We start from the raw sequence: 24,428 nt of genomic DNA, 5'->3' as shown, positions 1-24,428 counted from the left end.
CATAAGATAAATGTAATCTATTTTATTTATTTACTTACAACATATATACTTAAACTATAAAGGCCTTCAAGTAAGGTAAAACCGTAGTTAGTCATAAGTAGGAGGACTAAGATGGCAGGAAAAAGTTTAATCTATAAAATATTAGAATCTCATTTAGTAGAGGGAAGATTGGTTGCAGGTGAAGATATTGCTGTTGCCATAGACCAAACGTTAACACAGGATGCCACAGGGACTATGGCGTACTTAGAGTTTGAATCATTAGGTTTAGATACAGTAAAAACTCTATCCGTATCCTATGTAGATCATAATACATTACAAGATGGATTTGAAAATGCAGACGATCATAAATATTTACAAGATGTAGCAAGTAAATATGGTATTTATTACTCAAAAGCAGGTAATGGGATTTGCCATCAAGTACATTTAGAACGATTTGCTAGACCAGGTCAAACCTTAGTAGGTGCAGATAGTCATACTCCAACTGCTGGAGGTTTAGGGATGTTTGCTGTCGGTGTTGGGGGTATGGATGTGGCGGCATCTATGGCAGGAAAGCCATTCCATTTAACTTGTCCTAAAGTTACGAATATTAAATTAAATGGGCGTTTACAACCTTGGTGTGCAGCAAAAGATATCGTGTTAAAAGTATTAAGTATTTTAACCACTAAAGGAAATGTAGGAACAGCCATCGAGTATACAGGTGAAGGTGTGGCATCTTTAACAGTACCAGAGAGAGCAACAATCACGAATATGGGTGCAGAAATGGGAATCACTACATCCATTTTCCCAAGTGATGCAAAAACAAAAGAGTTTTTACGCGCTCAAGGTCGTGAAGATGTATGGGTGGAATTACAGGCAGATAAAGATGCACAGTATGATGAAGTCATTGAAATTGATCTAAATGCATTAGTGCCTATGATTGCATGTCCACACTCTCCAGATAATGTAAAAACAGTAGCAGAATTAAAAGATGTTGCCGTAGATCAAGTGTTAGTGGGAAGCTGTACCAATTCCAGTTATCGAGACTTAATGATCGTAGCAGCAATGTTGAAAGGACGTAAAATTCATCCAGATGTGAGTTTTGGGGTTGCTCCTGGATCCAAGCAAGCATTAGCTATGATTACAAAAAATGGAGCCTTAGCAGATATACTTGCTTCCGGAGCACGTCTGTTTGAAAGTGCTTGTGGATTCTGTGTAGGTTGTGGACAAGCACCACGAACAAAATCTATTTCATTGCGTACGAATAACCGTAACTATGAGGGTCGTAGTGGGACTAAAGATGCCTTAGTACATTTAGTTTCAGTAGAAACAGCGGTAGCCTCTGCTTTAACGGGAACGATTACAGATCCTCGTGAAATAGGAATAGAAGTACCAACAATTGAGCTCCCTGAGGTGTATGAAATTGATGATTCCTTGATTGTTGCTCCAAGCTGTGATGTGAACCAATCTATTTTACGTGGTCCTAATATTGGCGAACCTCCTAGTAATAGTGCCTTACCAGAAACAATTTCTGCTAAAGTAGCTATAAAAGTAGAGGATAAAATTACTACAGATCATATTATGCCAGCTGGACCATATTTGAAATTTAGATCGAATGTACCTAAATATAGTCAATATGTATTTAGCCCTGTAAAACCAGATTTTGCAGAAGAATGTAAAGAAAATGTTGAGCATGGATACTATAATGTGATTGTAGCTCGTGAAAGTTATGGACAAGGATCTTCTCGTGAACATGCCGCGCTTTGCCCAATGTATTTAGGAGTAAAAGCAGTGATTGCAAAATCTATTGAACGGATTCATATGGATAATCTTGTTAACTTTGGTATTTTGCCTTTATTATTTGAAAATGATGCAGATTATGAGAGTATTCAAGAAGGTGATGAATTATTCTATCATTGTGATGATGCTTCCTTTGCAGCTGGTGTATTTACCGTAGAGAATAAAACAAAATCTACTATTTATACATTAAGAACACCATTAAATGAACGACAATTAGAAATTGTTCGAGCAGGAGGTAAATTGAACTTCTTGCGTAATGGTGGACAATAATTAGTAATAATAGTTAATAGATACAGTAAGAGATGGCACAGTGTAGACTGTGTCATCCTCTATATTCGAGGTGAATGATGAAAGAATATATGAAATTACCCGTATTATATATGCGTGGGGGAACTAGTAAAGGAGCTTATTTATATGCTCCAGACTTGCCTAGAGATCAAGTAGAACGGGATGCAATGATTCTATCCCTCTATGGGAGTCCAGATATACGTCAAATTGATGGGATTGGAGGAGCAGACCCTTTAACGAGTAAACTGGCTATTGTGGGACCTGCTTCGGTGGAAGGATGTGATGTAGATTATACATTTGCTTACGTAGGTATCGATACGGCAGTTGTCGATTATGAAGGTAATTGTGGTAATATTTCATCTGGAGTTGGTATTTTTGCTATGTTACGTGGTTTGGTAGAACCAGTAGAGCCAATAACTGTAGTTCGCATACATAATACGAATACCCATAAAATCATAGAAGCTCATATACCTGTACAAGATGGATTACCAGTGGTAACAGGAGACTTTGCCATCGATGGAGTTCCTGGTACAGGGGCACAAATCATGCTTTACTTTCAATCCCCTAGTGGGTCTAAAACTGGGAAATTACTGCCTACAGGCAATGTGCGAGATACCATTACTTTGGAAGTAGGCAATGCGCATACGGCGAAGAACAATCAAAGGATAGACGTAAGTTTTGTGGACTCTGCCACACCAGGTGTATTTGTGAAAGCAGAAGATTTAGGGTATACAGGAACAGAAATGCCAAGTGACATTGAAACAGATAAAGAGGGGCTATTGGCTATATTAGAAGATATTCGTAAGACTGCCGCTGTCAGAATGGGATTAGTTACATCAAAAGATAGTGCTAGTCCAGCCATTCCAAAGGTATGTATGGTGGGAACGTCTTGTACGTATACAGATATACAGGGCCGTGTCATTGAGGGCGCATCGATCGATATAGTGGCGCGCACAAAAGCATTACAAGTGATTCATAAGGCTTATGCAGTGACAGGAGGCATTGCCACAGCCACAGCAGCCCTCATTCCAGGAACGGTTGTCAATGATGTGGTCAGTGAAGAGGCTAAGCGTACGAAAACCGTTACTTTGGGTCATCCAAGTGGGACTTTTACATTTACTATTGATATAGATACAGAGAGTTTATGTGTTACCAAAGCAGGTGTAGCTAGAACGGCTAGACCTATAATGGATGGCATTGCCTATGTTAAGGTGGGTAAATACTAGTAGAATGCAGTAGAAAATTTACTGTAACAGATATACCATGATATACAGAGGAAAACCTATTATATTGTATGTTCTTTTCTTTAAATCTATTTTTATAGTATGTTAGGAATCATAAAATACATCTATTTTTGTGAATAGATATATGTACACCTTGTAATGAAGGATAAATTCCTTTATTATATAGCTATATATTATAGTATATAAGTAAGGAGAGGTAATATACATGAAACAACCATTAATCGGCATTTCAGGTTCTCATATGATTGACCAAGGAGGTCCATTCCCAGGGTATAAACGATCCTATGTAAATGATGATTATGTGCAATCCGTATTAGAAGCAGGTGGTATTCCTGTGATTATTCCATTCCAAGAAGATGAAGCTGTATTGAAAGCTTTGGTGGAGCGCATTGATGGGTTACTTTTATCTGGCGGTCATGATATTGCCCCACAATTCTATGGCGAAGAGCCAGAACGTGGGTTAGGTGAAATTTGGCCAGAACGCGATATTTTTGATATGCGTCTATTAGCCTTTGCGAAAGAACGGAACATTCCTATTATGGGTATTTGCCGTGGTCATCAAATCATCAACGTAGCTCACAAAGGTTCTTTGTATCAAGATTTACCTGCCTTTGCTACGATTAAGCATGCCCAAAGCCAAACAGCAGGATTACCAACTCATTCCATGGTGATTGAAAAGGACTCCCAATTATTTGCTATGGTAGGTGCAGAAGAAGTGATGGTGAATTCCCATCATCACCAAGTCGTGAAAGAAGTTGGGGAAGGCTTGCGTGTGGTAGGACGTGCGAAAGATACTGTAGTAGAAGCAATGGAAGGCACTGACTATCCATATCTACGTACGTATCAATTCCATCCAGAAATGATGCGTCATACAGAGTTAAATAAAGTAATTTTTGAAGATTTTGTAGCCGCTGCTAAGTAATATGTAAAGAGTTAATTTTGCTCTCAAATGGCGTAGCTTGTGTAAGGAAATTGATATACCATGTAATTTACATATTGAAAGGGTCCTTAGGGACCCTTTTTTGTATTGTGTATTAGTCGGATTGTTGTAGATACCCTGTACTATAAAATACTTAGATAAAGGCATCAATAGTACGGAATATATGAATATAAAATAAATAGAGGAACATTGATACGCAATGATCAATGTTCCTCTATTTACTGTAAAGTGTTGTAGTGTTTTTGTTCACATGGATATAAAATGCATAGCCTCGTAGCTACTATTCTTCTGAATGCGCTTTGTAGAATTCTAAAAACTGTTGTGCCACCATGGACAAAGGTTGTCCTTTGATGGTAATAAACGCTTTATAGAATGTGTTGGTCAGTTCTGTTAACTTAATGCGAGTCATATCTGGATGAGATACGGTTTCCTGTCCATCCATAGGAATAATGGCTATGGTACGTCCAGATTGAGCCCATTCAATGGCAGAACTCTTTGTGGTAGTTACAGAAATAACATTGAGAGAAGAGAAGTCATTGTGATGAGCTTGCATCAACATACGTACAGAACCACCAGACAAGCTAAGAGGACATTTGGCAATATCATTCCAAGAAATACTTTCTAGGTCACGGTCTGTCCAAAATAAATCTTTTCGGAACAGAGCATATAAGTCCTCCGTTTGCGTATAGAGAACATCAAATTTGTTGGTATCTACCATTTGCTCGTTGCATAGACCAATTTCAGCGCTACCATTTAATAAGGATTCTGTAACATCTGTCATTAATCCTTCATAGATTTCATAACGCACCACAGGGTATTGGCGGGAAAAGAAATGTAAATATTGCTGAATTAAGGCGGTAGACCTTGAGGCAGAGGAGGCGATACGAAGAGTGCCTTCTACCTCAGAACTAAGACGCTTTACATCAGCGTAGGTAGACTCCTCAATGGAACACAATTGTTGTGCTTTTTCATAGAAAATGCGACCGGCTTCGGTGAGGTGAAAGCTAGCTCCACGTTGGCCACGCTTGATAACTAATAGGGGGGTACCAAATTCTGCTTCTAAGTACTTGAGTTGCTTACTTAAAGCTGGTTGCGTAATGTGCAGTATCTCTGCTGCTTGCGTCATATTCCCCGTTTGTACTAAGATGATAAAATTATAATAGTAAGATGTATCCATGGTATCCTCCTAAACATACGTAGTCAGATGTCATGTTAGTTCGTTTCTATTCATGGGCGCACATCATCGTACAATAGATCTCTTATTGTTAACCTTTACTATTCTATTGTACTATAAATTTTATAATTCGTCTCCTATATTTGTTAACTAATGCTGTTAATTATGGTTTAGTTTATGATTATAACTCATGGATATAAACCTATATAAAAAGTAGGAATATTGACGTGCTATATTGAGAATGATATAATTGGGTCATATTGTTGCCTGTACAGTGCAGGGAATCAAGAAGTAATTGGACTATAGTTAGGTCTGGAAAGGAAGGGGAATTTGTATGGATATGCCATTTTTTACACAATTTCTCATGATTAGCGATCTCATGACAGTAGGAATACTTGTGTTATTCCTTATTGCGTTGGGATACGTGTATTTTCTTCAAAAAAGAAATATTCAATTCGGCACATTGGTAATGATTGCCACTGTAGTAGGTGCTGTGTTAGGGGTTGCGGTGCAATTGATTGCAGGATTCCCTAAAAACCCAATGGACGTGGTGTTTATTAAGGAAAGCACGAAGTGGTTCTCTCTTATTGGGGGAGGATTTATTGATTTAATCCGTATGCTTGTCATTCCTGTGGTATTTATTTCCATTGTTCATGTTATCTTACATATGGATACGAATGCGAACTTAAAACGCCTTGTATCCTCCACAGGTGTAGTAGCTTTAATCATGGTAGGTATTGCTGCTATTATAGGTTTAGTACTAGGTACTGTAACAGGATTAGGAGAAGGTACCTTAGCAGTGGCTGGTGATTCTAAAATGCGAGAGGTAAAACCTGTTGTAGATACATTGCGTGCCTTGATACCAGCAAATCCTATTAATGCAATGGCGCAAACTAATGTTATTGCTGTTGTTGTATTTGGCGTTATTATTGGTGGTGTTGCTAGACTTGTGAAACAACATGGTGCCAGTGATTTAGAAGTAGTCACAAAATTATTTGATGAAGTGCACACAGTTATCTTCTGGGTAGCAGATTTTGTGATCGGCTTAATGCCATATGGTGTTGTGGCGTTGTTGGCTACAACATTGGCGCAAAAAGGGTTTGGTGCTATTGCTGACATGGGCTTGTTTATTATCTTAATCTATGTAGGCGTTGCAATCATGTTAGTAGTACAAGCTGTATTATTAACTATGTTTGGTGTTAGTCCAATCATGTACTTCCGTAAAGCAAAAGAAGCCTTAATCTTGGCTTTCACATCTCGTTCTAGTATGGGTGTATTACCATTGACGGTAGAAACATTGACTAAAAAGTTAGGCGTTAACCCTGCTACTGCGAATACAGTAGCAAGTTTTGGTACGACAGCAGGCATGCAAGGCTGTGCAGGCATCTTCCCAGCCTTATGTATCGTTTATATCGCTCGCGTATCTGGAGTGCCATTAGACTTTACAATGTATGTGATGAGCGTTATCGTGATTGCATTAGGCTCCTTAGGGATTGCAGGGGTTCCGGGTACAGCAACTATGGCAGCATCCGTATCCTTATCTGGTACTGGTATGGGAGCATTCTTCGGCTCCATTTCTCCAATTTTAGCAGTAGACCCTATTGTAGATATGGGACGTACAATGTTAAATGTAAGTGGTTCTATGACAAATGCTATTGTAGTAGATCGTTTGCAAGGAACTTTTGACCAAGAAGCCTTTAACGACACAAAAACAATTCGATAAGGTATAAGTAATGTATTAGATGCATCATGTATCTATGATGAAAGTACTAAAAGATATACAGCTGCAACCTATTGATATCGCGTAGGTTGCAGCTTTTTTCTATCATAGAGTTGAAGAAAATAGGCTATTCCTTGAGTGTGCCATGACAGATGTAAAATAAGGACCTCTATCGCGCGATAGAGGTCCTTATTTGTGATATAGGGAAGGGAATATAAAAGAATATAGATAAGGGTAGTGTAAGGCTATTTAAGGGTATTTAAGGGTATATATAGGAAACCTTACCATCGATCAATGCCTAGGTGGCGTTCCATACGACGCATCATGCGTGCGAAGGCATCATCTTCCTCTTTTTTCTGCGATTTTGTTTCTTCAACTACAGGAATGGAGTTAGGTGATGTGATAATCACAGTATCACCAAAGGTATGGTATGTATGCCCACCTACACGTTTAGTTTGGGAGTAACTTTCATCATAGGAGTATGGTTCTACACGATCTTTATGAAAAAAATCATCCTTGTTATATTCACGTACACCTGCATTGTAAGCATCGATAGCAGCACGTTTTTTAGTAATCAACATTTGAATCACTGCATCTGTATCTGCTAAGTAATTTTCCAAATCTTTCGTGTATGCTTTCATATCCTCAGTAGATGCCATTTTAAAAGACATAGGTGTATGGTCGCTTTGAAAATTAGGGTAGTTGATGGATGAAGCAAAAGCGGAAGAACCAATAGTCATGGCTATAGTTGTCAATAGTAGTGCACGTTTCATAAGTGTCTCCTTTTCATCATTACATTTGTAAAATATAGTTCAGTACCTAGTAGTGTTTACAATCACCGCAGGTATATTTTGAAAACAACTGCGTGTAAGGGTTTGTTACATACTAGTATCCATCTTGAGAAGTGGACCTTGTAGTTAAAGTATATCCTAGTAAAATGAAGATACGATGATACATGGTGAAAGATATGTATAGCTACTATATGGAGGATACCTATGAACCTATATACTTATGAGTTAGGGTACAAAAAAGCGACTGTTTTCACAGTCGCTTTAGTATACCTATACTAGTTCTAACCCACTTGGGATAAGGTATATGTAATTTGACCCACTTGGGTATATATCATTACTACTTAGTATATCATTTGTATGGGGTACTTACCCTTAGAACTACTTAGTTCTCTATGTAGGTTGTTTTGTATCACTTGATACAATCTTATAGTACTTATCTAAGAAACCACTCGGCTTACTGATTAGATAAGAGTTTCTCCGTGTTGAGAGAAGAATGCTTGTGGATGAGCACATACTGGGCAAAGTTTTGGAGCTTCTTCACCGATGTGGATATAACCACAGTTAGCACAGATCCAAGCAATTGGTTGTTCACGTTTGAACACTTTACCGCCTTCAACAGCAGTTACAAGGTCAAGGTAACGTTCTTCGTGACGAGCTTCGATAACACCAACTTGTTCGAATAAGTAAGCGATTTTAGCGAAACCTTCTTCTTTTGCAACTTTAGCAAATTCTGGGTACATTACAGTGTGTTCGTAGTGTTCGCCAGCAGCAGCATCTTTTAAGTTGATTGCTACGTCAGCGTTTACATCGCCACCGTGTAACAATTTGAACCATACTTTAGCATGAGCGGATTCGTTGATTGCTGTTTCTTCGAAGTAATCAGCGATTTTGTTCATACCAGCTTTACGAGCTGCACTTGCATAGTATGTATATTTACGGTTAGCTTGAGATTCACCAGCGAATGCTGCTTGAAGATTTTTTTCTGTTTGAGTACCTTTTAATTCTGGCATTTTGTTCCTCCATGTACTTTACATTGTTGTAATAAAATAAATACTTATTTGTATAGTGGGCTTGTTCACTTGAACAAGTCCCTATTGATTTCGTTACTTAACGAATAATCATTGTTGATTACATTATAGACTATGAAAATGAGAAATGCAAGTCTTTTTTTAGAAAAATTTAAAATTTTTTGTAAATGATAAAGCCTCTCAATCGGCTATAGTATCGCATTTATAGCTATTTAATTCCCTATAAAAACAAGGGGATTACACAGAAAAGAAATTGAGAATCGAACTCAAGAGATAAAGCTGTAATGATAATACATAGAAATCCCTCTATTTATAGGGTTTCTTAGTTATGAAACAGAAAAGGGGAGTTGTCAGTTGCTAACAAGTGATAGCAGTCATCAGTACTGATGAGAGGGTTGACAGACTTAGTGCAAACTTTTAGTAATACCCATACGGCCCTATAGAGAAATATAAAGTTAGATGATATACTATAAACATAATCATGGAAATAGGAGGTGCCTATGGGATTTATAAAATACCAAGTAGGTGATGTGGTACAAATGAAGAAACCCCATCCTTGTGGTAGTCAGAATTGGGAGATTAAACGAACTGGCGTTGATTTCGTAACAGTCTGTGAAGGCTGTGGGCATCAAGTGATGATACCACGACCTAAGTTTGAAAAGAATGTAAAAAAGATAGTATCCAGAAAAGAAGCAACAGAAGAATAAAATATGATTTGTAAATCATAATAATTTTCTAGGAAAGGGATACCTATGGTTGATTTAACGAAATATGCAGCTAAGGGCGGTTGTGCTTGCAAGATTGGGCCGCACATTTTAGAGGATGTGTTGCAACATATGAAGATGCCTACACATCCAGCTGTATTGACCGATGCATCTGGTATGGAAGATGCTGGAGTGTATCAAATTAATGAAAGTCAAGCTATTGTACAGACGGTGGATTTTTTTACACCTCCAGTGGCAGATCCGAGACTCTTTGGTAGAGTAGCGGCTTGCAATAGTTTAAGTGATATATATGCCATGGGGGGCACGCCTATATCAGCATTGAATATTGTAGGATTTCCTGTGTCTTTAGTGAAAGAAGGTGTCCTTCGTGAGGTCTTAGAAGGGGCCAATGAGGTTTTACTGGAGACGGGAGTAGCTCTTCTTGGTGGTCACAGTATCGAAAATGAAGTGCCTATTTTTGGAATGGCTGTGACTGGTCTCATTAATCCACGTCATATTTGGACGAATGGAGATGCTCAAGTGGGTGATGTCTTAATTCTATCTAAACCGATTGGAACGGGCATTATGAACACGGCTGCAAAAGGTGGCGTATTCTCTGAAGGTGTGCAGGAAGCTGTGCACAGTATGGGAACGATTAATAAAGGAGCTCGAGATGTGGCGGCGCAGTTTATCATTCACGGTTGTACGGATATTACGGGATTCAGCTTGATTGGTCATGTATCTGAAATGGCAAAAGCTAGTGGAACATCTGTGGAACTCTATGCGGAGCAAATTCCTCTCTTTACGGATGTATTAGAGGCTGCTAGTATGGGCTTAGTTCCAGCGTCTACCTATGGGAATCGTAAAGCATTAGGCGATCAAGCTGAGTTTGCTGACCATTTAGATCCAGTATGGAGCGATATTTGTTTTGATCCGCAAACATCAGGTGGTTTATTATTTGCTTGTTCTGAAAGTGAAGGAAAGCAGTTACTTTCAGAGTTACAGGCAAAGGGTTTACAGGCCGCGCAGATCGGCCGTGTCATTCAGGAAGGAAGGAAACAAGTCTATGTCAAATAAAGAAGTAACGATAGATATGCGAGGCCAAGTATGCCCAGCGCCTGTGATTGAAGCAAAAAAAGCGATGGATTCTGATGCGAATCTGTATGTAAAAGTCATTGTCGACAATGATGTGAGCCGTGACAATGTGGTGAAATTAGGAGAATACCGAGGCTATGAAAACCATGTATTAGAACAAGAGGGAAATTACATCGTTGTATTGATTCCCCCTACAGCTGTGAAAGCGGAAGTGACTGCGGTTAGTGCTGTAAATATTCAAACTTCGAATGATTTAGAGGACCTAGATTTGGAAGATATTTTTGAAAATGAATTTGCTGCACCCCTAGGAAAGGTTGTAACGAATACAACGATTGCCGGTGGAGAGGCCCCATTTTATATGACAAATGGTACAGGTAGCTTGGAACGCAGTATTGCAGCTTATGAAAAAACAAAAGCAGAAAAAGCAGCAATGGGTGCGCCGATTAGTCAAGATACAGTTCCCCCTGAATTGATGGGAACCGCGGTACCGTCTGTGCCAACCCCTTCTATGGGTGGTAAAGTCTTATTGCTGACAAAAGACTATTTAGGTGAAGGTAGTGAAGAGTTAGGTCGTAATTTGATGAAAACATTCATCTATGTATTGACAGAAACAGATGTGAAACCCAAAGCCATCTATTGCATTAATAGCGCTGTAAAAATGCTCGTAGAAGGGTCTGAACATATTGAAAACTTCAAAGCCTTAGAAGCAGCAGGGGTGACTGTTAGTGGCTGTGGCATTTGTTTAGACTTTTACGAGGTGAAAGACAAAGTGCAAGTAGGCACTATTACGAATCTGTATGCTATTACTGAAAGTATGATGCAAGAACCATTTGTTACGTTGTAATTAGATGCGTGGTAACATTGGTAGATAGAACTGGAAAGATGGAATGAGGTAGACGCACATGAACGTTTTTGCAGTAGATAGTAAGAAACTTGATACAGCTACAGATAAGGTACCACAAAAAGTACTCGTTCTATTTAGTTCTTACTATTTTGCAGATAAAGCAGATAAAATGTTAGGGCAATATAAAGTGCCTCATCAGTTAATGCCAGTTCCACCAGAGCTATCTAGTGCTTGTGGGCTCTCTATTGGTGTGCAAGAAGAATACATAGAAGAAGTGTTACGTATCTTTGAAGTAGAAAAAATAACCCCTTCTCATATGTATTATTATGAAAAGGGAAAAGAACCAACTGAATATGTACGCAGACCTTGCTAACTAAAAGAGGCATATACAGTGATATTTTAAGTAAAAGTACACTGTATATGCCTGTATTGTTAGTAGGTTATTATACGTTGAAGCGGAAATGTGTTACATCGCCGTCTTTCATGATATAGTCTTTGCCTTCTAGGCGCACAAGACCTTTTTCTTTGGCAGCATTTTGGCTACCGCAAGCTTCTAAATCGTCAAAGGATACGATTTCCGCACGAATGAAGCCTTTTTCGATATCGGAGTGGATTTTACCAGCTGCTTGTGGAGCTTTTGTGCCTTCCACGATAGTCCACGCACGAGCTTCCATTTCACCAGCTGTGAAGTAGTTAATTAAACCTAATAAGGAGTAACTAGCTTTGATTAATTTCGTTAAGCCACTTTCTTCTAAGCCAAGGTCAGCTAAGAAAGCAGTTGCTTCTTCGTCGGATAATTCAGCGATTTCAGATTCGATACGAGCAGATACTACAACTACACCAGAGCCTTCTTTCGCTGCATACTCTTCTACTTGTTTGACAAATTCGTTGCCAGAGTAGTCGGATACTTCATCTTCTCCCACATTGGCTACGTATAAAGATTTTTTTGCTGTCAATAAGGTTAAATCTTTTAAAATCTCTAGCTCATCTTCTGTTAAGCCTTGGGCACGAACAGGGATGGCATCGCCTAATGCAGCAGATACTTTTTCTAAAATAGGTGCTTCCATACGAGCATCTTTGTCGCCAGATTTTGCTAACTTAGCAATGCGTTGTAAGCGTTTATCTACGCTTTCAAGGTCAGCTAAGCAAAGTTCAGTGTTGATGATTTCAATATCGCGAACAGGATCTACAGAACCTGCCACATGTGTGATGTTAGGGTCATCGAAACAACGAATGACTTGGGCGATAGCATCGACTTGGCGGATATGACTCAAGAACTTGTTGCCCAAACCTTCCCCTTTGGAAGCACCAGCTACTAAGCCTGCAATGTCTACAAAGCGCATAGCAGCAGGTAAGATGCGTTTAGAACCGAACATTTCAGCCAATACAGCTAAACGAGCGTCTGGTACGTCAACAACGCCTACATTTGGTTCGATGGTGCAGAAAGGATAGTTTGCCGCTTCTGCGCCAGCCTTTGTAATAGCATTAAACAATGTACTTTTTCCGACATTCGGAAGGCCTACAATGCCTACTTCTAAATTTGTGCTCATTGGTAACTCCTTTAGTGCTTGCGATAATTATTAAAATAATATAAATGCCTAACGATATAAGGTTTCGCGTACCTTAACACGTTAGGCATTTCGATTTTTGATACGTTTCGAGATGAGCCTAACGCCTAGTATACGTTGTGGGCTCTCTTTTTTACAGTCATAGTATACCATAATTGCATACTACCTGCCAATAGATTTATGCAAAATATAAAAATAGAGGAACGTTGATACTCCTTGATCGACGTTCCTCTACTTTGTTTTGACTATGTTATTACAGTCCCGAGTATCTCATGAAATAAGATGCTACTAACGTATATCTTATAGATAATGTGCACGTAATTCTTCAGCAGATTTTGGGGATAACCAAGCTGGTGCAATATCGAATACTGTGAAAGCACCACGGCCACCATGTGCTGCTAAGCGGTGTACGCCACGAGCGAAGGCTACTAATACAGCACCTGTGAACTCAGGGTTAGAATCTAATTGTAAGCCGAATTCATAGATATGTTTTGTACCTGTTGTAGTTTCGCCACTACGGATGACAAGACCACCATGTGGAATACCTTTGTGGTTTGCATCTAATTCTTCTTGGGAAATGAATGTTACTGTTGTTTCATAACCAACGAAGTAGTTAGGCATTGTTTTGATTTCGTTTTCAATACGAGCTGCGTCAGCGCCTTCTTTCAATACTACGTAACATTCGCGAAGGTGAGAAGATGTCGCTGTTACTTCAGGAGTTTCACCGTTACGGATAGAGGAGATGATCTCTTGTTTAGGTACTGTATATTGGCGTGCATCTGCCACGCCTTCGATACGACGGATTGCGTCGGAATGACCTTGGGATACACCACGGCCCCAGAATGTGTAGGAATCGCCTTGAGGTAAGATGCTTTCAGCGTATACACGTTGTAAAGAGAACATGCCAGGGTCCCAACCGCAAGAAATTAGAGCAGCAGTGCCGGCTTCTTGAGCTACTTTGCCTACGTTTTCAAAGTGCTCAGGAATACGAGCATGTGTATCAAAACTATCGATGACATTGAAATGTGCTGCGATAGCTGGAGTTTGATCGATTAAATCTGTAGCGCTGCCACCGCATAATACCATCACATCAATCTTACCTTTGAAAGACTCTACGTCTTCCATTGTGTAGCTAGGCACACCGCTAACAGTTTGTAAACCAGAACGACGGGAGAATACGCCTACTAATTCCATATCTGGTTGTAATGCTACAGCCGCTTCTACACCGCGACCAAGGTTACCGTATCCAATGATACCAATACGAATGTTACTCATGTTACTTCCTTTCGTGAAAGTTGATACTTTCATTAATAATAATACTATACGAACTGTAATGGAAAATTACAGTATATGATGAAATAAATTAGGGACATTGCGCCCACTATTTTCGCATGTATCATTATAGCGGAAAATTCCCATATAGAAAAGGGGAATATTAAAATTGTAATATTTTAATGCGATCTACTGCGCGAATCGTATTTTCTCGGCTGCCGAATGCAGTGAGACGTAGATAGCCTTCTCCTTCAGGGCCAAAGCCGGATCCAGGGGTACTTACAATGTGTACCTTTTCTAATAAGGTATCGAATAAGTCCCAACTGCTCATACCTTTCGGAGCTTGGATCCAAATATACGGAGCATCGACGCCACCAAATACAGTAAGACCAATGGCTTCTAGGCCTTCACGGATAATGCGTGCATTTTCCATATAGTAAGCGATATGCTCTTTAATTTGGGCACGGCCCTCTGGTGTGTATACAGCAGCAGCACCACGTTGGATGATGTAAGGAACTCCGTTGAATTTTGTAGTTTGACGACGATTCCACATAGGATTTAGAGGAACCCGTTTACCCTCTGCATTTTTTGCAGTTACTTCATGAGGGACTACAGTGTAGGCGCAACGAGTGCCAGTGAATCCAGCTGTTTTAGAGAAAGAGCGGAATTCGATAGCCACTTCACGAGCGCCTTCAATTTCATAAATAGAACGAACTGTATCCGTAGAAGTGATGAACGCTTCATAAGCAGAGTCAAACATCAAAATTGCTTCGTTTTCTTTACACCATTGCACCCATTCAGTCAAGCGAGCACGGCTTAATACAGTGCCTGTAGGGTTATTAGGGCAGCAAAGATAAACAATGTCTACACGTTCTTTTGGAAAATCCGGAGAGAAATTGTTCTCTGCGTTCGTTGGTAGGTATACTACTTTTTCATAAATACCGTCGATAGCTTTGCCAGTACGACCGCCCATAACATTAGAGTCAAGGTATACAGGATATACAGGGTCAGTAATAGCAATGATGTTATCTTCAGAGAAAATTTCTTGGATGTTACCCACATCAGATTTAGCACCGTCGGACACGAAAATTTCATCCGCTTGAATGGTAATACCTAGGGGAGCGTAATCTCCTTCAGCAATAGCATTACGCAAAAAATCATAGCCTTGCTCAGGACCGTAACCACGGAATGTGTCAGCAGAACCCATTTCATCCACCGCTGCGTGCATAGCTTCAATTACAGCTGGCACAAGAGGACGTGTCACATCACCAATACCAAGGCGAATGATGTCTGCCTCAGGATGGCTTTCTTTGAAAGCTTCTACTTTACGAGCGATGTTAGCGAATAAATAAGAACCTTGTAGGTTTTCGTAATTTGGATTTACAGTAGCCATAGGAGCTCCTTCTGTTATACATCAATAATGATACATTTATATATAGCTTAAATTGCATTTCTATATTCTATAGTATTTGGAGCGATATGTCAAAATAAAATGGCTTTATCTGAAAAAGTCTGATATATGCATTGTCTATAGCCTAGTTTTGTATTGGAGATTATAAATACTTGTAAGAGGGATACTAAGGAATATAAAAAGGACTGCTCTAGGTGAACAGTCCTGTAGAATTAGAGTGTGTTATTTTCTTTCACGTCAAATATAGTAATTTACGTTGCACTCTCCGCAAGCGATACATATAACATAACGCTGCCGTAGAGGTACTTGACAATAACCCGATCCATACGGAATAGGGGCCAAAATCTGTGAATAGATAACATAGATACGCAACGGGAACGGTTACCCCCCAATAAGTACCTATAGTAATAATAGACACGCTAGTTACATCACGATAAGCCCGAAGTACACCCTGCAATGGAGTGCCTAGAGCATCTATGATGGTGAAAAATACAGCGTAAGAAATGAAGCTATCGATGAGAGGAATCATGTGTTCCTCTTTAGTGTATAAGTTAGCTAAGAAATCGATGTGTGTGAAGGAATAGGTCCCAATACCAAGAGCGATACATATGGCTACGCCACGAGTAATCCATGTGTAGGTAATGGCATTTTGATATCGTTTAGCCCCCAATTCATAGGCAATAACGATGGTAGCTGCCATACTTAGACTAAGTGGAAAGGAAAACGTTAGACCAAGGAAACTAGAGGCAGCTTGATGGGCGGCTATAATTTCTGTACCAAATTTTGTCATAGCAATACCGGCAGCACTGAAAATGCTAATTTCAGCAAAGATAGATAAACCGATAGGGATACCTAAGGCTAATTGGTCTCTGATTAATATCCAGCTAGGTCCAGTGAAAGATGACCAAAACCGATAGTGCTTAAAGTTCTTGTGAAATGTAATTAATCCAAGGAAACACAGCATCATATACCAATAGGCGATGGCCGTTGAAATACCGGCACCAAAGCCCCCAAGAGCGGGGATGGGGCCATAACCTTGTATGAATAGTACATTGAAAATGGACTGAAAAAGTACGCTGCTGCCAATGATGTATAAAGAGTAGCGAGTATTTCCGTGAGCATCGACGATATATCGGAATCCAGACATAATCATCATAGCTGGAAAGGCGACGCACATGGCGTTCATATATTGGATGCAAACAGATTTTGCCGCTGGTTCTAATCCCAATAGATCTAACAAAGGAGATAAACCAAGTAGAGTGGCAAGTATAAGAACTGTTGCAAATGCAAGCCCTAAATAGATATTTTGCCACATAGTAGCAGCTACCGATTCAGTTTTTTTAGCCCCTAAGGCGTGAGAAATAATAGGGGTCACACCAAGGAGAATTCCTGACAGACCAAAAAAAGCGGCGACCCATAAGTTATACCCCACACCGATAGCTGCTAAATCTATAGTACTGTATTGCCCCGTTAATGTGACCGCTACAAAACTACCAGCAATGATAGAAAATTGTGTAGCAATGACGGGGGCAGCTACAAGTAGAAAATGTTTAATCATAGAAACTAAAGACATAGTGCCTCCCAAAAACAAACTCACTTATGATATTAATAATGTTAATAACATTTAATTTTATCACTTGTTACACTATATATCTATAGCTGTTGAGAGGTATTGTCTCTTAAAAAGACATGGTGTATAATGGTAACAATTCAGTTATATCAATAGATGTAACGAGGTATATTGTGGAAAAATCATAGATGTATATAATTTTTGCATATATCTATGTAATTATCGCAATGAGTTTGGTGGAAACACCGGAAAGGAGTTCTATGTTAGGAGCAATCATTGGAGATATGGCGGGCTCAATCTATGAGTTCAATAATATCAAAAGCAGAGACTTCGAGTTTTTGTCAGAGGCTTGTAAGCCTACAGATGATTCGATTTTAACATGTGCTATTGCACGAGCTTTAATTGATGTAAAAGGAAGGGGGACACATTTACAACGAGCTACTATCTATCGTATGAAAGAATATTTTCTTTCCAATCCATTACCGATGGGCGGATTTGGTGCAAAATTTTTCCGATGGGGGTTATCTGATGTGACTGAGCCCTATGGTAGTTGGGGTAATGGAGCAGCGATGCGTATTAGCCCTGTGGCTTACGTAGGGAATAGTGAAATGGAAGTCAAGTTGTTGAGCCAAATTGTAACAGGTACCACCCATAATGATCCGGAAGGATTAAAAGGTGGAGAAGTGACGGCTTTAGCCGTGTTCAAAGCACTTCATGGAGCGACGAAAGAAGAAATTCAAGAAATGGTACGATCCTATTATCCTGGTGAGTACAGTGTGGAAGAGTTGCATAAGACTTATAGGTTTGAGCCAAGCTGTCAAAAAACAGTGCCAGAAGGAATGCAATGTTTCTTTGAAAGTGAAGACTATGAATCGGCTATTCGCAATGTAATGTACATCGGTGGTGACTGTGATACATTGGGTGCCATTGTCGGTGCTGTAGCGGGGGCCTATTATGGAATCCCAGAATGGATCCAAGAAAAAGCCTTATCCATAATGCCGGACTATATGGCGGAAGATTATGAAGACTTCAAAGCAATGTATATGGACAAAGAAAAAACCCTCTAAAGCTAGCGCTGGACACGCATATTGCCTTTGAGGGTATGATACAAGGGGCCGGAATCCCCTATGCAATTGTATTGTACCATGTGAAAGGCAATGACGATAGAGAGAAAATAGAATTATGATAAAAATATGGGAGGCTACTCGTATGTGAGTGGTCTCCCTATTTACTATTGACGCAAAAAAAAGAACCTGCCCACCGGCAGGTTCTTTTTAGGATGATGATGTACGCCCATACAAAATCATGACAACTATATCAACACTTTGAGTGCTAATACCATAATGGTGAATTCACTTGGCCATGATAAGGCGATCATCAATATGTGACGTATCCCATACAACGCATATTGTAGTAATAAAAAATCCTTTTTCTTGTATTTTGGAGTATCAGAAAAAGGCCTTTGATTCTCCTCCCTATCTCTCGTAGGTCAAGTGGTGAATGATGAATAGGCAGTTCTCCTGACTCAGCTTCAACGCGCCTCCAGCCTTCCCAGTTTCCCAGTGACATAATTGGATTTGCTCTGCTTTACAGTGGCGGGACCGTGCCAGACTTTAACTGGCTTCTCTATTATGCTTTCGCACCTATTCCCGAATGTTTGATTGTATGTGTGTATTGTACTCCTTTGGTTTTTCGATGTCAAGAACAAGATGAATAAGTATGACTATTTTATAATTAGAGTGGTATAATTGTGACTTTTATTACTAATTGTCATGATTGAGATTGAAGTGCGCCTTTTCTTGCTAAATAGATAGCATTAATTTATAATGAATGAAGATAATACAATATATTGTGTAATATAAAGGATGATGAGATGAAGTATACAAGTACGCGCAGTCATGAAACGGTGAGTGAAACCTTTGCGTTGCTCCATGGATTGGCAAGTGATGGCGGTTTATATGTGCCGGTGGAGTTTCCGGAACAATGTTTGTCCTACCGCGATGTGGCAGACAAGAGTTATGAAGAAATTGCACTGGTTGTGTTGAGTAAGTTATTTACGACTTTCACAGAAGCGGAATTAGAAACGATGATTCGTAGTGCCTATAATACGGTGAACTTCGATACACCAGATATGGCGCCTATGCATTCCTTGTTAGAGCGAGTATCCGTGTTGGAGTTGTTCCACGGTCGCACCCAAGCTTTTAAAGATATGGCCTTATCTTTGTTCCCATACTTATTGGTGGCAGCAAAGGAAGCGGAAAAAGAAATAAAAGAAGTGTTGATATTGACAGCTACCTCTGGTGATACAGGAAAAGCAGCCTTAGAAGGATTCAAAGATGTACCAGGCACACACATTCAAGTGTTCTTCCCAACGGATGGCGTTAGCCCTATGCAACAAGAGCAAATGCAAAAGCAAGAAGGTGCAAATGTCAATGTAACAGCCATCGAAGGTAACTTTGATGATGCTCAACAATTTTTGAAGCGTCTCTTTGTGGATGCTGATGTGGCGAAGGAAGTGGCAGACAAAGGAGTGAAGTTCTCTTCTGCTAACTCTATTAATATCGGCCGTCTAGCGCCACAAGTGGTGTACTATGTGGCAGCCTATGCTGAATTGGTAAATACGGGGGCTATCCACGAAGATGAAGCGTTTAATGTGGTGGTGCCAACAGGCAACTTCGGCAATATTTTGGCCGCTTACTATGCAAAACGCATGGGTATTCCGGTTGGTAAATTAATTTGTGCATCCAATCAAAACAATGTGCTCGCAGATTTCTTCAGCACTGGTACCTATGATATGAACCGTCCGTTCTATACAACCATCTCTCCGTCTATGGATATTTTGGAAAGTTCTAACTTTGAACGGTTTATTTATTATGTGAGCGGTGAAAATGCAGAATTGACAGCTGAGCGTATGAAAGCACTGAAAGGAGAGGGCAAATTCTCTGTCACTCCAGAAGAACTACAAGCGGTGCAAAAAGAGTTTGCTGGCGCCTATGTAGACGATGACATGACAAAGGCTGTCATCGAGCAAGTGTACAATTCCTATGGCTATGTAATGGATCCGCACACAGCGGTGGCGATGGGAGCTTATATGAAAGAGCTAGAGGCTCATCCTGAAGATGGTCACCGTCATACGGTGATTGCTTCCACGGCGCATCCTTTCAAATTCCCAACACCGATTTGTGAAGCCTTGGATATCAAAGTAGGATCAACTCCTTATGAAAGCTTAGACAATATTTCGGCAGTCACAGGCGTAGGTTGTCCGAAACAATTGGCAGAGTTGCAACATAAGCCATTGCGTTTCACCAAGGTGATTCCAAAAGAAGCTATGAAAGAAGAAATTCTATCCTTTGTGGATACTTTCAAACAATAGGTGACCTATGGTACAAGCATTTTTCTTTTCCCTCATGTCATCCTTCGCCTTCAGTATTATGAATTTATTTGTGAAACTTCTAGGCGATGGTATGCCGGCGGCAGAGGTGACATTTTTCAGAGGGCTCATAGGAACAATTGCCGTACTCATAGTGATGCGACAAAAAGGAATTTCCTTTTCCACGGAACATCGAGGGCTATTAACCTTGCGTGGTATCTTCGGTGGATTAGGAAATTTAAGTAATTTCATTGCATTAGTCTATATGACGATGGCAGATGCATCCATACTATTTCAACTATCAGGTATATTCGTCCTGATTTTTAGCAACTTTGTGTTGAAAGAAAAATTGCCTGATGGATCTGCTAAATGGTTAGGATTGATCTTCTTAGCCGTTGTGTATATGATTCAACCTTGGAATTTATCGGGATTGCATTGGTATTCTTTTATTGCCATTGCAGGAGCAGCCTTATCGGCGGCGGCCTATACAACGATTCGCACCATTAGCTTAAAGGGTGGTCACAGTTCCTATGAAATCATGTTTTATTTTTTAGTCACCACCATGCTAGTAGGCGGTATCGTGATGATACCAGATTTTGTATGGCCTAATGCAACACAAGCACTGTATTTAGGGATTATCGGAGCCATTTCCGTAGTGGCGCAATTCTTCCTAACTGGTGCGTTTGTGGCAACCAATGCAGTAGTGGCACAATTTATGCAATATGTAGGGGTATTCTTTAACTCCTTCTGGGGATTTATCGTCTTCGGAGAAAACCTAGCCTTGGCTACCGTCATTGCAGGTATTATTATGTTTAGTTCATCAGTGATGTTGGCTCGTTTGAAAGAAGAACAAGCTCACACACGATAGTCAATCAAGAAAGAGGTATGACGATGAGTGAAAAATTATATCAATTTGGTCTAGTTGGTTTGGCTGTTATGGGACAAAACTTGGCCCGCAACATTGCCCGTCATGGATTCAGCATTGCAGTGTACAACCGTACACCACAAAAAACAGACGATTTTGTAACCAACTATAGCCACGAAGGAACAATCGGCGGAGCACATACTCCAGAAGAGTTTGTAGCAATGTTAGAAAAACCTCGTAAAATCATGTTCTTAGTGAAAGCAGGTCAACCTGTAGACGATATGATTGAAGCCTTTTTACCATATTTAGACCAAGGCGATACATTAATCGATGGCGGTAACTCCCATTACCCAGATACGATTCGTCGTACAAAATACTTAGAATCCAAAGGTTTCCGTTTCTTAGGAGTTGGCGTATCTGGTGGTGAAGAAGGGGCTTTAAATGGTCCAAGCTTGATGCCAGGTGGTAACGAAGCTTCCTACAATGAATTGGCTCCTATCTTTACATCCATTGCAGCCCAAGTGGCAGACGGTCCTTGCTGCACATATGTAGGTGATGACGGTGCAGGTCACTATGTAAAAATGGTGCACAATGGTATCGAATACGGCGATATGCAATTAATTTCCGAAGCCTACTTCATGATGAAAGAATTACTTCGCATGAGCGATGATGAAATTGGCGATGTATTTGCAAAATGGAACACAGGATTATTAGATTCCTACCTTATTGAAATCACTGCTAAAATTATGAAAGTAAAAGATACTGATGGAACTCCATTAGTAGAAAAAATCTTGGACAAAGCTGGTCAAAAAGGTACTGGTAAATGGACTAGCCAAGAAGGTTTAGACCTTGGTGTGCCAATTCCAACCATCGCAGAAGCCGTGTTTGCTCGTGCTATGTCTGCGTACAAATCTGAGCGTGTGTTGGCAGAACCAGTATTAGCAGGCCCAACAGAAGTTTTTGAAGGCGATAAAGAAGCATTAGTAGCTGCTATCCATTCTGCCTTATATGCGTCTAAAATTTGCTCCTATGCACAAGGTTTTGCATTGATTAAAGCAGCGGCAAAAGAATATAATTGGAATATTAACTTCGGTGACATGGCATTGTTGTGGCGTGGCGGTTGCATTATCCGTGCAGCATTCTTAGAAGATATTAAAAAAGCATTCACAAATAACCCAGATTTGAATAACTTGATGTTGGATCCATTCTTTGCAGAAGCATTGCAAACACACCAAGCAAAATGGCGTGAAGCGATCATTGCTGCGAAACGTTACGGTATCCCAACACCTGCTTTCAGTGCATCCTTAGATTACTTCGATTCCTATCGTCGTGGTGTATTGCCAGCAAATCTAATCCAAGGACAACGTGACTTCTTCGGTGCTCATACATACGAACGTACAGACAAAGAAGGCACATTCCATACAGAGTGGGCGGAAGCGTAACTACTATATAGCTAGATTTTGTAACATGAATATATAGCAAACATCCCTAGGTGGCGGCCTAGGGATGTTGACTTTTGCAGTGCAATGTTTTACTATATACATAAGAAGAGCAATTGATGTCTAACAGCGTCAAGCTCATCTCGGGATGTAAGATGAGGCCTAACGTGCAGAGTACGGCGAATACTCTACATATACGTTAGGCCTTTAAACTTATATATTACTTGATCAATGCTATGATCATAACAATACATGTGATTAAAAGTACCACTAAGGTACATGAAGTTAATACGATCATTAAAGCTTCAAATACAGTCATGGCACTCACCTCCTTTCGAGGGGGGATTTAACAAGTAAATCCGAAGTCTACTAAGAGATGAGCCAAACGCATATCGCCCCTAGGGGCAACATTAATTGCTCTAAGTTTAGTATAGCACTTTACAACTGGATAATACATAGCGAAGCGACTACTTCTTACAGAGAATGTGAGGGGTGGTCGTTTTTAGTTTTTTATTATATAGAACAAGTGAGATGTCCTTGTATAAAGAATATATTACTGTAAATGTTGACGGGGGGGACATTTTGTATAATTGTGCTATGAAACGTATTTATGACGTTGTAAAAGAGGATGAGTTATCATAAAAGGAGGAAATGATAATGGCTATGTTTTTGTTTTTTGGGGCAATTATTTGGCTTTTAGTGGGGTTATTCAAACCTAAAATGGTGGCACCATTTTTTACTACTAAACCTAGATTAAAAATTTTAGGAACTTCACTAGTGGTTATGTGCGTTGGTATATGGCTTTCCGGCGACACTCCTGCTACAAAACCAAAGGAAAGTGTAACAACTACAAAAGTAGAAACAAAAAAAGAGAGTGAAAAAGAAACTAAAAAAGCTGAAACGGAAACAAAATCTGAGAATACACATAAGATAGGGGAAGTAGTTAAAACTAAAGAATTTGAGTTTGTGGTATTAAATCGAGAAATTTTGCCACAATGGATAGATGAGTATGGCGTTGAACATCAAAAACCACAAGGTGTATATGTGGTTGTTACTTTAAAATATAAAAACATTAGTAATAATCCAGCCAAAATAGAGGGGAATGAAATTGGAATGGTGGCAGGAAAAAGTTCTTATGCGTACTCATATAGAATTGACCATGCGAACCAAGATTATTTAGATTTAGTCAATCCAGGTGTTGAACATACGAAAAAACTTTATTTTGATGTGCCGCAAGATGTAGCTAATAGTAAAGCTTTGCAGTTTGTTATCGGAGGAAGTGCTTTAAGCCGTACGAAAGATCAATATATTACTTTAAATCCATAGTTA

Annotated in this window: 21 protein-coding genes and 1 riboswitch; of the genes, 13 read left to right on the top strand and 8 right to left on the bottom strand. The window is 39.7% G+C overall.

Annotated features, from left to right (window positions below):
• Positions 1–111 precede the first annotated feature (111 nt).
• The 3 genes from EO113_RS04325 (at position 112) to EO113_RS04315 (ending at position 4,230) form a co-directional block, all read left to right on the top strand.
• On the top strand, positions 112–2,046 hold the full coding sequence (locus tag EO113_RS04325) for an aconitate hydratase (protein ID WP_127010233.1): 1,935 nt from the start codon (positions 112–114) through the stop codon (positions 2,044–2,046).
• A gap of 74 nt (positions 2,047–2,120) precedes the next feature.
• Complete coding sequence (locus EO113_RS04320; RefSeq protein WP_240633664.1) at positions 2,121–3,290, top strand: 2-methylaconitate cis-trans isomerase PrpF family protein; 1,170 nt, start codon at positions 2,121–2,123, stop codon at positions 3,288–3,290.
• Between the two features lie 223 nt (positions 3,291–3,513).
• Positions 3,514–4,230 (top strand): gamma-glutamyl-gamma-aminobutyrate hydrolase family protein, encoded by a 717-nt coding sequence (locus tag EO113_RS04315; protein ID WP_127010231.1) that lies wholly within the window; start codon positions 3,514–3,516, stop codon positions 4,228–4,230.
• Positions 4,231–4,528: 298 nt separating this feature from the next.
• Here EO113_RS04315 and EO113_RS04310 read toward each other — a convergent pair whose 3' ends face one another.
• Positions 4,529–5,425 carry a LysR family transcriptional regulator gene (locus EO113_RS04310; RefSeq protein ID WP_127010230.1) on the bottom strand — a complete coding sequence of 299 codons (897 nt, stop codon included), beginning with the start codon at positions 5,423–5,425 and terminating at the stop codon, positions 4,529–4,531.
• A 331-nt stretch (positions 5,426–5,756) separates the two neighbouring features.
• Here EO113_RS04310 and EO113_RS04305 point away from each other — a divergent pair, with 331 nt between their 5' ends.
• Positions 5,757–7,145: a cation:dicarboxylate symporter family transporter gene (locus EO113_RS04305; protein ID WP_127010229.1), complete on the top strand. Its 1,389-nt coding sequence runs from the start codon at positions 5,757–5,759 to the stop codon at positions 7,143–7,145.
• Between the two features lie 278 nt (positions 7,146–7,423).
• Here the strand turns inward: EO113_RS04305 and EO113_RS04300 are convergent, their stop codons facing one another.
• On the bottom strand, positions 7,424–7,915 hold the full coding sequence (locus EO113_RS04300) for a hypothetical protein (protein WP_126940572.1): 492 nt from the start codon (positions 7,913–7,915) through the stop codon (positions 7,424–7,426).
• Between the two features lie 479 nt (positions 7,916–8,394).
• Positions 8,395–8,943, bottom strand: coding sequence for a rubrerythrin (gene rbr / locus EO113_RS04295; protein ID WP_127135636.1), 549 nt, complete (start codon positions 8,941–8,943; stop codon positions 8,395–8,397).
• 518 nt (positions 8,944–9,461) lie between these two features.
• Here rbr and EO113_RS04290 point away from each other — a divergent pair.
• The 4 genes from EO113_RS04290 to EO113_RS04270 are packed head-to-tail and all read left to right on the top strand — an operon-like array spanning position 9,462 to position 11,977.
• Positions 9,462–9,668, top strand: a complete 207-nt coding sequence (locus EO113_RS04290; RefSeq protein ID WP_009352829.1) for a DUF951 domain-containing protein — start codon at positions 9,462–9,464, stop codon at positions 9,666–9,668.
• A 45-nt stretch (positions 9,669–9,713) separates the two neighbouring features.
• Complete coding sequence (gene selD, locus EO113_RS04285) at positions 9,714–10,742, top strand: selenide, water dikinase SelD (RefSeq protein WP_126940570.1); 1,029 nt, start codon at positions 9,714–9,716, stop codon at positions 10,740–10,742.
• Complete coding sequence (yedF, locus tag EO113_RS08255; protein WP_240632804.1) at positions 10,732–11,604, top strand: sulfurtransferase-like selenium metabolism protein YedF; 873 nt, start codon at positions 10,732–10,734, stop codon at positions 11,602–11,604. Before selD ends, yedF begins: the two co-directional genes overlap by 11 nt.
• Positions 11,605–11,662: 58 nt before the next feature.
• Positions 11,663–11,977 carry a DUF3343 domain-containing protein gene (locus EO113_RS04270; RefSeq protein WP_127010227.1) on the top strand — a complete coding sequence of 105 codons (315 nt, stop codon included), beginning with the start codon at positions 11,663–11,665 and terminating at the stop codon, positions 11,975–11,977.
• Positions 11,978–12,047: 70 nt separating this feature from the next.
• Here EO113_RS04270 and ychF read toward each other — a convergent pair whose 3' ends face one another.
• The 4 genes from ychF to EO113_RS04250 form a co-directional block, all read right to left on the bottom strand.
• The gene (ychF, locus tag EO113_RS04265; protein ID WP_127135635.1) at positions 12,048–13,154 is read right to left on the bottom strand and encodes a redox-regulated ATPase YchF; all 1,107 of its coding nucleotides are present in this window, start codon (positions 13,152–13,154) and stop codon (positions 12,048–12,050) included.
• Between the two features lie 318 nt (positions 13,155–13,472).
• Positions 13,473–14,447: a diaminopimelate dehydrogenase gene (locus EO113_RS04260; protein ID WP_127135634.1), complete on the bottom strand. Its 975-nt coding sequence runs from the start codon at positions 14,445–14,447 to the stop codon at positions 13,473–13,475.
• Between the two features lie 160 nt (positions 14,448–14,607).
• A complete protein-coding gene (locus EO113_RS04255) occupies positions 14,608–15,837 on the bottom strand; it encodes an LL-diaminopimelate aminotransferase (RefSeq protein ID WP_126939339.1) in 1,230 nt (409 codons plus the stop codon).
• 250 nt (positions 15,838–16,087) lie between these two features.
• Positions 16,088–17,428, bottom strand: a complete 1,341-nt coding sequence (locus EO113_RS04250) for an MATE family efflux transporter (protein ID WP_127010226.1) — start codon at positions 17,426–17,428, stop codon at positions 16,088–16,090.
• Positions 17,429–17,685: 257 nt separating this feature from the next.
• On the opposite strand from EO113_RS04250, the gene EO113_RS04245 reads away from it, so the two are divergent.
• From EO113_RS04245 to gnd, 4 genes are all read left to right on the top strand, one after another.
• Positions 17,686–18,492: an ADP-ribosylglycohydrolase family protein gene (locus EO113_RS04245; protein ID WP_164723786.1), complete on the top strand. Its 807-nt coding sequence runs from the start codon at positions 17,686–17,688 to the stop codon at positions 18,490–18,492.
• Between the two features lie 425 nt (positions 18,493–18,917).
• Positions 18,918–19,087, bottom strand: a riboswitch (cobalamin riboswitch).
• Between the two features lie 211 nt (positions 19,088–19,298).
• Positions 19,299–20,798, top strand: coding sequence for a threonine synthase (thrC, locus tag EO113_RS04240; protein ID WP_127010224.1), 1,500 nt, complete (start codon positions 19,299–19,301; stop codon positions 20,796–20,798).
• A gap of 34 nt (positions 20,799–20,832) precedes the next feature.
• Positions 20,833–21,663, top strand: coding sequence for a DMT family transporter (locus EO113_RS04235; RefSeq protein WP_240633663.1), 831 nt, complete (start codon positions 20,833–20,835; stop codon positions 21,661–21,663).
• A 23-nt stretch (positions 21,664–21,686) separates the two neighbouring features.
• Positions 21,687–23,102, top strand: a complete 1,416-nt coding sequence (gene gnd / locus EO113_RS04230) for a decarboxylating NADP(+)-dependent phosphogluconate dehydrogenase (protein WP_127010223.1) — start codon at positions 21,687–21,689, stop codon at positions 23,100–23,102.
• A 217-nt stretch (positions 23,103–23,319) separates the two neighbouring features.
• On the opposite strand, the gene EO113_RS08250 is transcribed toward gnd, so the two are convergent.
• Positions 23,320–23,418 carry a putative holin-like toxin gene (locus tag EO113_RS08250; RefSeq protein WP_240633662.1) on the bottom strand — a complete coding sequence of 33 codons (99 nt, stop codon included), beginning with the start codon at positions 23,416–23,418 and terminating at the stop codon, positions 23,320–23,322.
• Positions 23,419–23,756: 338 nt separating this feature from the next.
• Here EO113_RS08250 and EO113_RS04225 point away from each other — a divergent pair, with 338 nt between their 5' ends.
• A complete protein-coding gene (locus EO113_RS04225; RefSeq protein WP_164726322.1) occupies positions 23,757–24,425 on the top strand; it encodes a DUF4352 domain-containing protein in 669 nt (222 codons plus the stop codon).
• Positions 24,426–24,428: the final 3 nt, after the last annotated feature.

Source organism: Veillonella sp. 3913 (genome assembly GCF_003992235.1).
GTDB lineage: Bacteria > Bacillota > Negativicutes > Veillonellales > Veillonellaceae > F0422.
Note: the sequence above shows the minus strand (reverse complement) of the source record. Positions and strands in the feature narration are given on the sequence as shown.

What these genes read in the sequence shown, in the direction of transcription:
- EO113_RS04325 (WP_127010233.1), top strand. Translation starts at nt 112, where the DNA reads ATGGCAGGAAAAAGTTTAATCTATAAAATATTAGAATCTCATTTAGTA.
- EO113_RS04320 (WP_240633664.1), top strand. Translation starts at nt 2,121, where the DNA reads ATGATGAAAGAATATATGAAATTACCCGTATTATATATGCGTGGGGGA.
- EO113_RS04315 (WP_127010231.1), top strand. Translation starts at nt 3,514, where the DNA reads ATGAAACAACCATTAATCGGCATTTCAGGTTCTCATATGATTGACCAA.
- EO113_RS04310 (WP_127010230.1), bottom strand. Translation starts at nt 5,425, where the DNA reads ATGGATACATCTTACTATTATAATTTTATCATCTTAGTACAAACGGGG.
- EO113_RS04305 (WP_127010229.1), top strand. Translation starts at nt 5,757, where the DNA reads ATGGATATGCCATTTTTTACACAATTTCTCATGATTAGCGATCTCATG.
- EO113_RS04300 (WP_126940572.1), bottom strand. Translation starts at nt 7,915, where the DNA reads ATGAAACGTGCACTACTATTGACAACTATAGCCATGACTATTGGTTCT.
- rbr (WP_127135636.1), bottom strand. Translation starts at nt 8,943, where the DNA reads ATGCCAGAATTAAAAGGTACTCAAACAGAAAAAAATCTTCAAGCAGCA.
- EO113_RS04290 (WP_009352829.1), top strand. Translation starts at nt 9,462, where the DNA reads ATGGGATTTATAAAATACCAAGTAGGTGATGTGGTACAAATGAAGAAA.
- selD (WP_126940570.1), top strand. Translation starts at nt 9,714, where the DNA reads ATGGTTGATTTAACGAAATATGCAGCTAAGGGCGGTTGTGCTTGCAAG.
- yedF (WP_240632804.1), top strand. Translation starts at nt 10,732, where the DNA reads ATGTCAAATAAAGAAGTAACGATAGATATGCGAGGCCAAGTATGCCCA.
- EO113_RS04270 (WP_127010227.1), top strand. Translation starts at nt 11,663, where the DNA reads ATGAACGTTTTTGCAGTAGATAGTAAGAAACTTGATACAGCTACAGAT.
- ychF (WP_127135635.1), bottom strand. Translation starts at nt 13,154, where the DNA reads ATGAGCACAAATTTAGAAGTAGGCATTGTAGGCCTTCCGAATGTCGGA.
- EO113_RS04260 (WP_127135634.1), bottom strand. Translation starts at nt 14,447, where the DNA reads ATGAGTAACATTCGTATTGGTATCATTGGATACGGTAACCTTGGTCGC.
- EO113_RS04255 (WP_126939339.1), bottom strand. Translation starts at nt 15,837, where the DNA reads ATGGCTACTGTAAATCCAAATTACGAAAACCTACAAGGTTCTTATTTA.
- EO113_RS04250 (WP_127010226.1), bottom strand. Translation starts at nt 17,428, where the DNA reads ATGTCTTTAGTTTCTATGATTAAACATTTTCTACTTGTAGCTGCCCCC.
- EO113_RS04245 (WP_164723786.1), top strand. Translation starts at nt 17,686, where the DNA reads ATGTTAGGAGCAATCATTGGAGATATGGCGGGCTCAATCTATGAGTTC.
- thrC (WP_127010224.1), top strand. Translation starts at nt 19,299, where the DNA reads ATGAAGTATACAAGTACGCGCAGTCATGAAACGGTGAGTGAAACCTTT.
- EO113_RS04235 (WP_240633663.1), top strand. Translation starts at nt 20,833, where the DNA reads ATGTCATCCTTCGCCTTCAGTATTATGAATTTATTTGTGAAACTTCTA.
- gnd (WP_127010223.1), top strand. Translation starts at nt 21,687, where the DNA reads ATGAGTGAAAAATTATATCAATTTGGTCTAGTTGGTTTGGCTGTTATG.
- EO113_RS08250 (WP_240633662.1), bottom strand. Translation starts at nt 23,418, where the DNA reads ATGACTGTATTTGAAGCTTTAATGATCGTATTAACTTCATGTACCTTA.
- EO113_RS04225 (WP_164726322.1), top strand. Translation starts at nt 23,757, where the DNA reads ATGGCTATGTTTTTGTTTTTTGGGGCAATTATTTGGCTTTTAGTGGGG.